Source organism: Corynebacterium matruchotii, from assembly GCF_011612265.2.
Lineage (GTDB): Bacteria > Actinomycetota > Actinomycetes > Mycobacteriales > Mycobacteriaceae > Corynebacterium > Corynebacterium matruchotii.
Window position 1 is genome coordinate 961,270 of sequence record NZ_CP050134.2, and the last position, 13,782, is coordinate 975,051.

The window sequence follows — 13,782 nt, forward strand, 5'->3', positions numbered from 1 at the left end:
GTCAAGCGGAAACCTAGCCGGTAGCCTTACCGAAATCAATGCGGGAAATCGACGACCGGCCCCGCACCTGACCCAACTCGTTCGGGGACTCGTCGTAGCTCACCACCACCGTGTTCCCCACATATTGGCTGAGCGTCTGGATCAGCTTCAGGGGGGTTGCCAAAATCATGTGGAACCCGAACGCATCAAACACGTTCATGGCCCGCTGCGTGTAGGTGGGGTCCGCCCGGTCGAACGCCTCATCGAGCACCACCGTGGCGTAGCTGGGGTATTGGGCGTCCGGCTTGGCCAACTGGTAGCGCAGGGCGGCAGCCAGGCAGAAGAACACCAGCTTTTGGGCCTGCCCGCCGGACAGCACCGACGAGTCCACATAGGTGTTGAGCACTGTGCCGTCCTCATCCACCTCGACACCGACGAAACTCACGTGCCGACGCGTATCAAGCACGGCTTTCTGCCAGCGCACATCGCCCGCTTCCTTCGATCCCAGGCGCTTAATTAGCGTGGCAATGTTGTGGTAGCGCTGCTCCGCCTCGGCATCGTTTTGCTCGTTCATGCCGCCGCTGACAGCCTCATCAAGCTGGCGTTGGAATGTGGTCACCACCTCGCCGCGGGCATCCCGCACATCAATGCGCAGGAACCGGCCCTCCGAAAACTCCGAACTGGCGAGCGAATGATTCACCGGGGCGATCCGCTCCCGAATCTCGTTCTGCGCTTGCCGCAGCCGGTGGGAAATGTCCGCCAAATTCCGGGTCGACATGTCATTAATGAGCGCCCGGAACTGGTTCGTGAACTCCGCTAACCGCTCACCCTTGAGCTGCTGCAGTTTCGCTAACGCCTCGGTGATGAAGTCCGGCGTGGCCTCCAGGTCGGCCCGCTCCGCCGGCCACCGCTCAATATACGACGTCAACCGGATAGTGATCTTATTATTCGCCGTGTTTAACGTCTCATTATTCTTCTTGAGGTTCGCCGAAAACTCATTCGTCAAAATGGTCATCAGCTTGTCCACATTCTTCGACGTCACCCGGCGGGTATGCCGTAGGAACAGCTTATGCACCGTGGTGAACGTGGCATCATCCACATCAATCGTGGCCTCGGCGTTCGCCTCCGCCAGGGATGCTTGAATCCCATCCAGGGTGTGCTGCGCCGCACCCACATTACGGTTACACAACTGCATTTGCTCCTGGGCGTCCTGCAGTTTCTGCTCCGCCTGCTGTGCGTTCTCCGTGAGCGTCTTCACATCCGGGTTTTCCGTCAACTGCTCCAACTGCTGGTTGAGGGATTCGATGTGCTCGTCAATGATCGCGGTGTCGAGGTTCTCCCACTCCTCGTCCACAATGCTGAGTGCGAACTGCACCTGGGCGTTCTCCTGGGCGATGCGGGAATGAATCAGCTGATTCTCGTTCTGCCGGGCCTTCAGGGTGGTTTGCGCATCCGACAAATGCTTCCGCAGCAACTCCACTTTCGCTTGATTGTTCGATCCCAGTCGGTAGTAGACTCGGTCTCCTAGGGCGTGCACATCGTTTTTCTGTAGCCGGCTTGTCGGATCCGAACGTCGAAAAGCTTGCCGCACCAAACCACTGCGCGTCACACCCTTTTCGTGTGGGTCGAGCCGATCCAAATCACCCGGATTATTTACGCACACATAGCTGTAGCGGGTGGCAAGCTCGTGGCTCACCCAGGCGCTAAACTCGTGGTCAACCACGTCAACCTTACGAACCAGGCTCTGCGGGTGCACCCGCGGATTCGGATAACTATGGGACGAATCAATGCTGCTAAACCGGAGCCTCACGCCCCAATGGGTGCGGTTAATGTAGTTTTGCACCGCCGGATAATACCGGACCGGCACCAAAAGCTCGTGGGCGAAATCCGCCAACAACCGTTGAATCACCGGCTCCCACTCGCTTTCGGACGGCACAATATCGATCAATTCACCGGCGAACGGGAGTTCGGATTCCTTAATATTGAACTCGTCACAGATCGCCTCCCGGCGGGCCAAAAACCTCGCATCAATATTGCTGTTATTGGCGGCGACAACCTCCAACTCCTGCTGCAACGTGGACACCTCATTGGTGGCCTGGTCCAAACTCACGAACGACTGCGCCAAGTCCCGATTCAGCCGCTCCATATTCGCCGGGTGCTCCGCAATGCTCACCTTCGCCGAATTAATCAGGTCGTTAAACTCCGACACCGTCGTGGGCATCACCCCACCATGCGACTCGATGCGTTTCTGCAGGTTCGCATACGCCTTGCGGCGCTCCGCCAGCTGCTGCTTATGGTGGCCCACCAGCATTTGCAGGTTCTCCACCCGGCCCCCATCGGCACTATTCATCGCCTGGTTGGCCTGGGAAAACTCCTCCAGCGCATACCGGTATTTTTCCGTCGCCTTCGTGTTGGCGACCTGCGCCTGCTCCAGGGTGATCTCCGCAGCAACCTGCGCGTCCTCCAACTCCGCAATCTTCAGCTGATTCGCCACCGACGGCAGCGCCCGCTGCAACGATGTGGTGGAGGCAATCTCCGCTTGCGCCGTCAGCACCTGCTTGTGCAATTGCTCCAGGGGACTCAGCGCCTCAACCTGCGCCTTCACATCCTGCACCCGCTCGTATGCGGACTCCAAGTCGGCGAACTGTTCCACCGCGGTCCGCGCATACGCGAACGTGTCCGGCTCCACCAACATGAACTCCCGGAATAAATGATCCAAGTTATCCAACGATTTCGCTGACTGGGTGCGTTGCAGCAGCAGCTGGGCCTCCATGCTGGAAATCCCCAATAGTGGCCGGAACATTTCCGCAAACGGCGCGTGATCCTCGAAAAAACTTGCGGAAGAAAATTCCTTTTTAATACCCCGCTTATCCAGGCCCTTCGCCAAAAACGGAATAAACGCCTGGGCCTCAACAACCTGCTCAGGGAACACCCCAAACAGCCGCACCACATTCGCCGGATTATTATCACCCGACTTCAAATAAAACAGGCCGGTGAGGCTGCGGCACAAGCCCATCCCATTTGAATAGGTGAGCACAATAATCGAAAACGTCGCCTTGGGTCGCAGGTACTGCGCCACCACCATGCCCAAATCCGGGTCCTCCGTGGTCCGCCACGCGCCCCGAATATACGACACCAGGTCTCTGCCCTTGCCGCGGCGCGCCTCGTGCTGGGCCGCCGCATTAAACCGCAGCCGATCCGACGGCACCAACACCGCCGAAATCGCGTCAATGAGCGTGGACTTACCACTACCAGAACCACCGGTGACGAGGAATCCCCGACGCGACACCGGGATATCCACAATGCCGTCAAACGTGCCCCAGTTCACTAATTGAATCCGGGATAACCGCCATTGATCGGCGTGAACTATTTCTCGATCGTATGTTGGTTGCGTTATCACTTGGATTCCTCCCTGGCTAAGAGCTCTTCGAACTCTGCTTTGATTCCCGCCACTGTCTGGGCGTCGAAAATATGTTTGAGTGCTGGTGACACTTCATAGCGACCCTCGGTTTCGGTGTCCCCCAGCAAACTATAGTCGCGGCGCATCCGGTCTAAAGATGCATCAAACCGCCGATTAAAAGTCGCCTCATCCCGGTCGTCCAATGCGCGGAATTGTGACGCATTTTCCCGCAGTTCTTCCTGGTCAACAATGACCCGTTCGCCCGGTACCGCCAGCCCCAGCCGGGTGCGGAGATCCAGCAGCACAATCGTGTCGATAATGGTGAGGGTTTTCACCCGCAGGACGTGGGGCATGTCCACATAATGCTCCTTGCCCACCCGAATGGGGTTGCCGGAGTTGGCGATGCGGGTAAACGCAATGCCGGCATCCTCGTCAACGACAAGATCGAGGAACATGTCGGCCAGGCGCTGCCGTAGTGCGGTTTCGTCACTCAGGATGGCCTTCCAAATGGGGGGATGCTGTTCGGCCCGCACAAGGGGTCCCTGGAGCAGCTGGACGAGGGCGCGCCGGGAGTCGAAGCTGAGCGTGCCGGCGTCGGAGTCCCACAGGTTGTCGCCGCCAATGCTGGTGTGGACATAATCGTCCTCCATCCAATCGAAAGTATCTTCGGTTTCGACGGGGGCGGCGTTTGTGGTTACTGCGCTTGCGGTGGCGTGGGCTGCGGTCGGGGCAGCGGGCTGGGCCGGGGGAGTCACGAGCGTGGCGGGTTGCTCCGGCGTTGGTTGGCCAGGTTCGGGCTTGTCGTCAACTTCCACAGGCGTTTCCGTCGGCGCCTCAGCTGTCTCCGCCTCTTCCTCCTCGGATTCTTCGGATTCCTCGGCCAGGTTTGTGTGGGTCAGATCCTCGGGCTCGTCGTTGGCTTCCGCTAGCGTTTCCGCCACCGCGGATACCGCTGCCGAAGCTGGCTCGCTGGCCTGTGACTCCTCTGCCTCCGTGACATCTTCGGCAACTTCGGCAGCTTCAGGCTCTGTTGTGGGGGCGGTGGCGTCGGCGCTGGTGAGGACCTCATCGACTATGTCTTCGTCGCTCAGGTCAGCCGCGTCATCATCGAGGAATTCTTCTTGGGGATTGTCACCTTGGGTTGGGTAGGCGTCGAAGTCTTCATACGAGGCGGCGGCATTGATGGAGTTCACCAATTTTCGGGCCTCCTCTTGGATCTCCAGGGGAGTGTGGCGGGCTTCCCGGACTGGAATGGTGGTGTCGACACCCAAATCGCCATGATCTGACTCACCGTGGGGGTCGTCGTTGTCGGTCAATTCGCCGGCATCATCGGTGTCACCATCGACGGCATATTCGTCAGTCGTCCGGTTTTCAAGGCCTGCCCCGGCAAATCCGGCATACCCGGGATTCCGCAACCCGGTGGTGGGTGCGGTATTCTCGCCGGCATCTGTCGTCGGCAGGGTGGCGGGGCTACCCTCCGGGTCGGTCGCAGCAGCCTCCTGATCCAGGTCATCGTCGGTGTCGGTGTGAGCATCAACCTCGGAGGTGGTGCGGTGGGCATCGGGTTGTGCCGCCCGGTCCCACGGCTTATCGGCAGCCGCCGCATCATCCGAGGTTTCCTCAGGCGACACTTCAAGTTGTGGTTCCGATGCCTCGGTAGCTCCGGCCCCGGTGAAACGTCGACCTGCGGGCGATTCCGGCGCCGTAACAGTGCGGCCCGGTTCGGATTCCGCCGTGGTCTCTACCTCGGCATCGTCAACAACGTTACCTGCGGCATCAGCAGTATCGGCGGTGTCGACATCAGCGTCGGCAGGGGAGTGGGCGGAGTAATGCAACGCCCGGCGCGACCCATGGGTGGTTTGGGGTGCGTCGGTGTCGTCGTCGAATTGCACGTCGAGTACCTCGGCGTCGATGATTTCCGCCTCCACTATGTCTGCCTTGACTATGCCCGCATCATTACGGCCGGTGGCGTTTCTTCCCCCGAAATACCGGTCTGTGTACGCCAATTCCGCCCGGTGACGTGTGGGGGCGGGGGATTCGATTTCTCGTGGGGCAATGAACGGGAAGGAGTTGTGTTCCCCAGAGTTGCGGTGTTTGCCTTCGCCTTCCTCGTTCTGGTCGTTGTGGTTTATGGGAGTGTTGTTAGTCATAGTGCCGTGTTTTCTGTGGTCGGGTGCTGGTCTGGGTGAGTGGTGTGCTGCGCATAATAACCGGTTGTAATTATTGCTGGTTTCCTCGATTAAGGTTAGAGATTATTGTCGTGGGTGAACAACCAACCGGTGATGACCGCTTGCATGGGGGTGCCGTTATCATCCCAGGTGACGGTTTCCAACGATTCCAAGGCGATACCATTGGCCATGGCAAAATACAATAGCCCAACAACGCTGGCTAAACCTTGAGTTGCCGGATAATCCTGTAACACATCACCGATGGTAGCCTGGCCGCGTTTATCCACACTGCCGGTGATATGGCTGCGTAGCTCTTCGAAATCAATCTCGCTGGCACGCACCGATTCGAACAAAGCTTCGGTATCAATGTGGGCTTCTTCGAGCGGCACGGGCAGGGTTTCGACCATTTCTTCGCCCAGGTTCTTCATTTCCAGGGAGTCGATGGAATGAATGTTCATGCCGATCTGCGTCAGTGGGGTATGTAGCTGCACCAGGGGACCCAAGTGTTGGTGTTCGATGGTGCGTCCCGCCAGCGCCCGGGTTTCGCGGAGCAGTTCAAGCATGCGGCGGTTTTCAGTGAAGTCTTGGGTGCGCACATAGTCGCGGAGCGATCGGGAGAGTTCCGTCATGAGCATGTTCACCTGGTAGCCCTCCGACTCCAGGTCTTGGAAGAGCCTGCGAAGATGGTCGGCAATGGTGGCGTCGAGGTCTTTGGCGCTTTCCCGGTTGAGGATGTTGGTGATCCACTCGTCGATAGGCGTCGATTTTTTGTGCTCTAACAGTGCGGTATAAAAGTCGCGGAATCTACGGCCCGCATCGGATTCGGCGATGACGTCCACCCCGCGGAAAATATCGTCCAAAATCTGCCCGCGGCTATCTTCCGGCTCTAACAGCTGGCGCCGCAGCGTGCGGTTGATTTCTTCCAGCTCGGTGCGCACCTGGGCGAAATCGGCGGGGATCGTGCCCGCCAACTCCAGCACGTCGAGGACCCGTTCGGAGATTTGGTCCGCCGACAGCACCTCAAAATACCCCCGTTCGGTGTCGGCTATGAGTTGCTCCAACGCCTCTTTTTCCTCCGCCAACTGCGCCAATCGGGTGTTGATGTCCGGGTCGGATTCCCGCGAGAGGTTTTCCAACGAGTCCGCGATCGAATGGATTCGGGCCGCCGACACCGCCGAATGTGGGTGCTGCCAGCTCTCTACCGAGTCTAGGGCGTTGAGCGTGGTCGCGCTGGGCTCGATGGTTTCCCCCGTGACTGCATTGCCGGGGCGGCGTACCAGCCAGCCGGCCTTTACCCAGTCTGTAATGTAGGTTTGGGGGTCGTGCGGTAATTCCAAGCCTTCTGCGCGAAGCATTTTGAGGTCGGCATCGAGGAGGTCATAGATTTCAATGGCCGACCGGGCCTTCGTGCTAGGAGGAAAGTGTTCAGCAACAAACCCCAGTACAACGGGCATAAGTGGGCTACGAAGCAGCTTAAGGATTGCTGATTTTTCTTCTAAACGACGATTGCTGATAGTACGCGCAACAATGCTCATGGTTTACATAGTGCCATGATTTGTGGGATTTCTGTCTTAAAATCCCCCAATTGAATGTGAAAGCACAACGGTGAACAACTGTGACTTAGTGAAATAATACCTAAAGTCTTTTCCGCCACATCTTTCCACCGCTTAAGCTTCACGCCAAGCTTGACGACGTCAACCTCCGGCACGATACCGCCTGCCGCCATGGTGGTCGAACATCTACTAAACTTCGAGCAATGAGTTCAGCGAGTACCGCACCCCACATTGCCGCGCATATTGCCACCGAATTACACGTACCCGAAGCCAATGTTCTTGCGGCCCTTGGGCTTATCGCCGAGGGAAACACCGTCCCCTTCATTGCCAGGTATCGGAAAGAAGCCACCGGTGGTCTTGATGACACCCAACTGCGCACCATTGAGGAGCGTGCCACGTATCTCACTGAGCTGGCGGACCGGAAGCAAACCATTCTGGCCGCCATCGAGGAGCAGGGCAAGCTCACCGACGACCTGAAGGCCCTCATTCTGGCCTGCGACACTAAGGCCCGCCTGGAGGACCTGTATCTTCCCTACAAGAAGCGCCGCAAGACTAAGGCCGATGCGGCCCGGGAGGCCGGCCTGGAGCCGCTGCTCGACAGGCTCATCGCCGAACCCCATGGCGATCCCGTGGCGGCGGCCGAAGCCTATGTGTGTGATGGGTTTGAGGACCCCAAGAAGGCCCTCGACGGTGCCCGCGCTATTCTCATCGACCGGTTTGCCCTCGACGCCAACCTGGTGGGGGAGCTCCGGGAAACCATGTACAGCACCGGCAGCATGGAAAGCCAGGTCGTTCAGGGCAAGGAGCAGGACGGGGCGAAGTTCACCGACTATTTCAGCTTCGTCGAGCCCTTTACCTCTCTGCCGTCTCACCGGATTCTCGCTTTGTTCCGGGGCGAGAAAGAAGGCGTTTTACACCTCAATCTCAATGCTGGTGACGACGACCATTATTGCGGCATAATCGCCAACCAGTTCGAGCTGGATACGTCGTCTTCGTGGCTGGCGGACGCCATCCGGTGGGGGTGGAAAACCAAGCTCTATATTTCCTCCGGCCTGGACATTCGCATGCGGCTGAAGGAAACCGCCGAGGAGGCCGCCCTCGAAGTTTTCGCCCGCAACTTGAAGGATGTGCTGCTCGCCGCCCCCGCCGGCCAACGCGCCACCCTGGGGTTGGATCCCGGCTACCGCAACGGCGTCAAGTGCGCCACGGTCGACGGCACCGGCAAGGTGCTCAGCACCCTTATCGTGTACCCCCACCAGCCCCAAAACCAGTGGTCTCATGCGGTGCAGGCTCTCGCCCACGAATGCGCCACCCACCATGTGGACCTCATCGCCATTGGCAATGGTACCGCCAGTCGGGAAACCGAAAAGCTCGCCGGCGAGGTCGCCAACCTCATTGCCAAGGCCGGCGGCACCCGACCCACGCCCGTCGTGGTCAGCGAATCCGGGGCCTCCGTGTACTCCGCATCCGAGATCGCGGCCGCCGAATTCCCCGACATGGATGTGTCTCTCCGGGGTGCGGTCTCTATCGCCCGCCGCCTCCAAGACCCCCTCGCCGAGCTGGTGAAAATCGACCCCAAGGCCATTGGGGTGGGCCAATACCAGCACGACGTGAACCAAACCGCCCTGGCGAAAACCCTCGATGCCGTGGTCGAAGACGCCGTCAACGCCGTGGGTGTGGACCTCAACACCGCCTCCGTGCCCCTCCTGGCCCGGGTTGCCGGCATCACCAACACCATCGCCCACAACATTGTCACCTACCGGGACACTAATGGGGTGTTCGCCAACCGGGCCGGCCTGAAACATGTGCCCCGCCTGGGACCAAAGGCCTTCGAACAGTGCGCTGGGTTCCTCCGCATCACCGGCGGCAGCGACCCGCTCGACGCTTCCGCGGTCCACCCCGAGGCCTACCCGGTGGTGCGCCGCATCGCCGAATCCACCGGCCTGGGCGTGGCCGACCTGATCGGCAACACCGCGGTCCTGTCCCGGCTCAAGCCCACGGACTTTGCCGACGACACCTTCGGCATCCCCACCGTCACCGACATTCTCGCCGAACTGGACAAACCCGGGCGCGACCCCCGTCCCGAATTCACCACCGCCACCTTCAAGGAAGGCGTCGAAAAGCTCTCCGACCTCACCCCCGGCATGATCCTGGAGGGAACCGTCACCAATGTGGCCGCATTCGGCGCGTTCGTCGACGTGGGGGTGCACCACGACGGCCTGGTGCATGTGTCCGCCCTGGCCAACAAGTACGTGTCCGACCCGCACGACATTGTTCGCTCCGGGCAGGTGGTGAAAGTGAAAGTCATGGATGTTGATGTGGAACGCCACCGCATCGGCCTCTCCATGCGGCTTGACGACGAACCCGGCCAACCCGCCACCCGGAAACGCAGCGGCGACCAGCGGGGGAGTGGGCACGGTCGTCGCCGCACCGATCGTCAGGGTGACCGCCGTGGCGATCGTCGGGGCGGCAATAAAGCTGCCCCGCAAGGCGCCATGGCCGACGCCCTGAAGAAGGCCGGCTTCGGGCGGTAAGCCACTTCATACTTTTGGTGGTGGTTGGCTATAGTTCATAGGTATGACTTCGCGCCGCCGCTCTCACAACATAGTTAAAAACGGGTGGGTCACTGACCAACACGGCTCCTGGGCCATGGGATTCGTCCCACTCATCCTCGGACTCTGGTCCGCCCCCACCCTCACCTGGCTTCATGGCATGCTTGTCATCGCCTGGACCAGCGGATTTTTCTTCTTCGCAGTGGCGGAAAAATGGCTCAAATTCCGGTACAAGCCCCGCTACCGGCCGGCGCTCATCACCTACGGCGCCATCGCCGCGATCTTTAGCCTCATACTCATCATCGGCGCACCCCACCTACTGTGGTGGGGGCTCGTCTACCTTCCCCTCATCGTCGCATCGTTCTACCTGTCCTGGGCCAAAAAAGAGCGCTCGCTCCTCGCCCGACTCGTCGCTATCGCCGCTGCTTGCCTCGTGCTTCCCCTCGCCATCAACGTGGACATGCCTCACCCCTGGTTCGCGGCCGACGCTATCGCACCCAAGGGCTGGTATTTGTGCGCCCTGCTCACCACCTACTTCGCCACCACCGTCCCCTTCGTGAAAACCGTCATCAGAGAACGCAACTCCACCCCCTGGTTCGTCGGCTCCATCACCGTCCACGTGATCGCAACCCTCGCCATGGCGGCACTGGCGGTACAAGGCTACAACTACTGGACCCACGTGCTGGTGTGGGCGCTACTCACCGGCCGGGCCGTCGCCATGCCGCTGCTAGCGAAACATCGCGGCGTCCCCTGGCGGCCCCGCAACATCGGCATGCCGGAAATCGGCTACAGTCTCCTCGTATTCGCCACCCTGCCATACGGATTAGCATTCCCATAACCCCAGGTGCCGCCGACGTGAGGGCGTCGCAAAGCAAGTTTGGCACCAACAGCATGCATATGTCATAATGGGCCAGTTGTCTGGTTTCACCAGCCATCACGCCATGTCGCGGACACGAATCGGCCGAGTGAAAAGCGCCGCTAGAATCCTCTGTCCCAGAAAGAAAAGGTATTTCCAAACATGAACATTCTTGACAAAGTTGATGCAGCCTCATTGCGCGACGATATTCCCACATTCCACCCGGGCGACACCCTCAACGTGCACGTCAAAGTGATCGAAGGCACCAAGTCGCGTATCCAGGTTTTCAAGGGCGTTGTCATTCGCCGTCAGGGCAGTGGTGTTCGGGAAACCTTCACCGTCCGGAAAATCTCCTTCGGCATCGGCGTGGAACGTACCTTCCCGGTACACAGCCCCAATATCGACAAGATCGAGGTCGTGTCTCGCGGTAAAGTCCGGCGCGCCAAGCTGTACTACCTGCGTGACCTGCGCGGCAAGGCAGCCAAGATCAAGGAAAAGCGCTAAGTTTCACGGCGCCACCCCATCACCTTGGGCTCTCAATGGTGGTGGGGTTTTTTGTTTTCCCCTATGGCAATGATCGGTATAACTCCGTCACATAGCCTGCCGACGGGTCATCATCGGAGGGTGCGCTCACATACTCCTCCCACGAAATCGGCGCCAACGCCCCATCCGGGTGCTCGCTCGGCACCTGCGCAACCTCCGCCGTAAACGCCTGCCGCGCATCCGGCAACGACTCATAAGAATCATTATGCACAGCCTTCGCCGCAGCGCTCGGCGGAAACCGGTGAATCGCCAACCCCCGCGCCGTAGCAGCCTCCTGCACCTGCGCCACCTGCTCCACCGGAACCTCAAAACCGGCCAACAGATCCACCTGAGGGGTAGCCGCAAAAAAATAGCAACACGACGTGCCAGGTTGGGCCTGAGCCTGCGCCAACACCTCCGCAGTCTCATTGAACGCATGTTCGTGCAAATCGGATAACTCCTCGGCGGAAACCTGACGCCGCACCCCCACAACATACCGCTGCGGCACCTCAACAAACTCCAGCATACATAGCCCTTCTACGGAAAAAATATCGCTCAGCTGATACCAAATTTACTATCCTCTCAGTGTATGGGCAGCACCCATGATGTGACTGTGTGTTCTATAAAACTTTGGTGATAAACCCCCACCCATACCGCTGCTGACAACCGTGGGTAGGAATACATAACGAACTCGCAGCTTAGCGCTTAACCCTGCTAAGCTCAGTCCTTGTGAATCAGCAGGAAAGCTCCGATAACAACGAAGAAACCACTGACGCTTCCCCGTCACATGCTGTGGAAACCAGTGAAGAAACCGGCGCAAAATCTGGCCGGAAATCAGCGCGAAACCGCGAAAAACCCAGGGATAAAACCGCGGAAAAACCAGAGAAAAAACCCACCCCCTGGTATATCGAAATCCCCGTGGTAATACTCATTACCGTCATCTTCATGTCGCTGCTCCAAACCTTCGTCGGGCGACTCTACTTGATTCCCAGCTCCTCCATGGAACCCACACTGCACGGCTGTACCGGCTGCGTCGGCGACCGAATCGTCGTAGAGAAAATCACCTACCGATTCAGCGACCCCAAACCCGGAGACGTCATTGTGTTCGAAGGCACCCCCTCCTGGAACGCCAGCTTCGTCCCTCACTACGCCACCAACCCCATCATGCGGGGCCTCGAAACCGTGGGCACCTGGCTGGGATTCGCGGCGCCGGGGAGAATAACCTGGTCAAACGGGTGATCGCCACGGGTGGTCAAACCGTTCAATGCTTACAGGGCGACCCCGGAATCATGGTGAACGGTAAGAAGGTAGACGACTCCTACATTCTGAACCCGCCGCAAAACCCCATCGACCATAGGGTGGGCTCCGATGCGTGTGGCGGCAATTATTTCGGGCCCATCACCGTGCCCCAGGGTCGGCTCTTTATGATGGGTGATAACCGCACCAACTCCTCCGACTCCCGCTACCACCTGGGTGACGAATACCAGGGCACCATCCCGCTGGAAAACGTGAAAGGCAAAGTACAGTGGATCATTCTGCCGTTCAACCACATTGGTAGCGTCGCCGACCCGAACATTCAAGGCTGATGTCGTGTCGCTTGTCGATGCCCCAAGGTATGACGGATCAGAGTAACCACGAACCACCATGCGTGTTCTCAAACACCACCGCACCTTCGAAGTAGCGCTGCACCAAGCCGGGCTTGGCCCGGTTGCCGGCGTGGACGAGGCCGGCCGCGGGGCCTGCGCCGGACCCATCACCATCGCCGCCTGCATTTTGCCGCCGCAACCATTGGCCGCGCTTTCCCGGCTCACGGATTCGAAAAAACTATCGGCGGCCACCCGGGCCGCGCTTTTCCCGCTTATTCAACACCACGCGGTGGCCTGGTCCATTCTTCACATTTCCGCGGCCGACATTGACCAATATGGCATCCAACACGCCAATGTGTTCGGCATGCGGCGGGTGGTGGCATTATTGGATGTACAACCCGGGTATGTGCTCACCGACGCCCTCAAAGTCGACGGTTTCGCCTGCAGCTACCTGCCCATCATCGGCGGCGACGCCGCAGCCCGCTGTATTTCCGCCGCCTCCGTGTTGGCCAAACACGCCCGCGATCTGGTCATGGCGGAACTCGCCGAAACCTACCCCCGCTACGAATTCGCTAGCCACAAGGGGTACGGCACGAAGGTGCACATGACTGCGGTGCGCCGTTACGGGGCAAGCCCGGTTCATCGTTATAGTTATGCAAATGTAGCCGCCGCACATTCGGAGTGGTTAGGGCAGACACCAACACACACCCAAAAACCAACCCCAGGTGAGGCACACACCACCGCGGGTGGCGAACAGTTTTTATTCTAAAAAACAAGGTGGGATAACCAGCAATGAGCGCCGAGGAACTCGAAAACTACGAAGCAGAAGTAGAACTCTCCCTCTACCGGGAATATCGGGATGTGGTAAGCCAATTCTCGTATGTGGTAGAAACCGAACGTCGCTTCTACCTGGCAAACGCCGTAGAGCTCATACCCCACACCCAAGGAAACGACGTCTACTATGAAGTGCGCATGTCCGATGCATGGGTGTGGGACATGTATCGTTCGGTCCGGTTTGTCCGCTATGTGCGAGTCATCACCTACAAGGATGTGAATATCGAAGAACTCGACAAGCCGGACCTCATCATACCGGAGTAAAATAGATGCCCCTGGTTTCCGCAATCGCCATGAAAACCCCAGCTCGGCACACCTGCTGAAAAAAGTTA

9 protein-coding genes and 1 pseudogene are annotated in these 13,782 nt (G+C 59.0%); 6 read left to right on the forward strand and 4 right to left on the reverse strand.

Features of this window, described 5'->3' with window-relative positions; genetic code table 11:
- Window positions 1-13 precede the first annotated feature (13 nt).
- The 3 genes from HBA49_RS04400 to HBA49_RS04410 form a co-directional block, all read right to left on the reverse strand.
- Window positions 14-3,379 carry an ATP-binding protein gene (locus HBA49_RS04400; protein ID WP_005526360.1) on the reverse strand — a complete coding sequence of 1,122 codons (3,366 nt, stop codon included), beginning with the start codon at window positions 3,377-3,379 and terminating at the stop codon, window positions 14-16.
- Window positions 3,376-5,529, reverse strand: a complete 2,154-nt coding sequence (locus tag HBA49_RS04405) for a DUF4194 domain-containing protein (protein ID WP_005526580.1) — start codon at window positions 5,527-5,529, stop codon at window positions 3,376-3,378. The genes HBA49_RS04400 and HBA49_RS04405 overlap by 4 nt, the downstream gene beginning before the upstream one ends.
- A gap of 95 nt (window positions 5,530-5,624) precedes the next feature.
- Entirely contained in the window at window positions 5,625-7,082 is a 1,458-nt protein-coding gene (locus HBA49_RS04410) for a DUF3375 domain-containing protein (protein ID WP_005520677.1), read from the reverse strand.
- A gap of 221 nt (window positions 7,083-7,303) precedes the next feature.
- On the opposite strand from HBA49_RS04410, the gene HBA49_RS04415 reads away from it, so the two are divergent.
- From HBA49_RS04415 to rplS, 3 genes are all read left to right on the forward strand, one after another.
- Entirely contained in the window at window positions 7,304-9,634 is a 2,331-nt protein-coding gene (locus tag HBA49_RS04415; protein WP_005525744.1) for a Tex family protein, read from the forward strand.
- A 43-nt stretch (window positions 9,635-9,677) separates the two neighbouring features.
- Window positions 9,678-10,490, forward strand: a complete 813-nt coding sequence (locus tag HBA49_RS04420; protein ID WP_005526094.1) for a YwiC-like family protein — start codon at window positions 9,678-9,680, stop codon at window positions 10,488-10,490.
- A gap of 180 nt (window positions 10,491-10,670) precedes the next feature.
- Window positions 10,671-11,012: a 50S ribosomal protein L19 gene (rplS, locus tag HBA49_RS04425; RefSeq protein ID WP_005520681.1), complete on the forward strand. Its 342-nt coding sequence runs from the start codon at window positions 10,671-10,673 to the stop codon at window positions 11,010-11,012.
- Between the two features lie 61 nt (window positions 11,013-11,073).
- Here the strand turns inward: rplS and HBA49_RS04430 are convergent, their stop codons facing one another.
- Complete coding sequence (locus HBA49_RS04430; RefSeq protein WP_005520682.1) at window positions 11,074-11,556, reverse strand: GyrI-like domain-containing protein; 483 nt, start codon at window positions 11,554-11,556, stop codon at window positions 11,074-11,076.
- Between the two features lie 266 nt (window positions 11,557-11,822).
- Between HBA49_RS04430 and lepB the strand changes: the two are divergent.
- The 3 genes and pseudogenes from lepB (at window position 11,823) to HBA49_RS04445 (ending at window position 13,714) form a co-directional block, all read left to right on the forward strand.
- Window positions 11,823-12,616: pseudogene (lepB, locus tag HBA49_RS04435) on the forward strand (signal peptidase I).
- Window positions 12,617-12,674: 58 nt separating this feature from the next.
- Window positions 12,675-13,385: a ribonuclease HII gene (locus HBA49_RS04440; protein ID WP_005525524.1), complete on the forward strand. Its 711-nt coding sequence runs from the start codon at window positions 12,675-12,677 to the stop codon at window positions 13,383-13,385.
- A 23-nt stretch (window positions 13,386-13,408) separates the two neighbouring features.
- Window positions 13,409-13,714 (forward strand): DUF2469 domain-containing protein, encoded by a 306-nt coding sequence (locus HBA49_RS04445; RefSeq protein ID WP_005520690.1) that lies wholly within the window; start codon window positions 13,409-13,411, stop codon window positions 13,712-13,714.
- The last annotated feature ends 68 nt before the right edge of the window (window positions 13,715-13,782 follow it).

Coding starts and splice junctions, on each gene's coding strand:
- HBA49_RS04445 (WP_005520690.1), top strand. CDS start 13,409: ATGAGCGCCGAGGAACTCGAAAACTACGAAGCAGAAGTAGAACTCTCC.
- HBA49_RS04405 (WP_005526580.1), bottom strand. CDS start 5,529: ATGACTAACAACACTCCCATAAACCACAACGACCAGAACGAGGAAGGC.
- rplS (WP_005520681.1), top strand. CDS start 10,671: ATGAACATTCTTGACAAAGTTGATGCAGCCTCATTGCGCGACGATATT.
- HBA49_RS04430 (WP_005520682.1), bottom strand. CDS start 11,556: ATGCTGGAGTTTGTTGAGGTGCCGCAGCGGTATGTTGTGGGGGTGCGG.
- HBA49_RS04420 (WP_005526094.1), top strand. CDS start 9,678: ATGACTTCGCGCCGCCGCTCTCACAACATAGTTAAAAACGGGTGGGTC.
- HBA49_RS04410 (WP_005520677.1), bottom strand. CDS start 7,082: ATGAGCATTGTTGCGCGTACTATCAGCAATCGTCGTTTAGAAGAAAAA.
- HBA49_RS04415 (WP_005525744.1), top strand. CDS start 7,304: ATGAGTTCAGCGAGTACCGCACCCCACATTGCCGCGCATATTGCCACC.
- HBA49_RS04440 (WP_005525524.1), top strand. CDS start 12,675: ATGCGTGTTCTCAAACACCACCGCACCTTCGAAGTAGCGCTGCACCAA.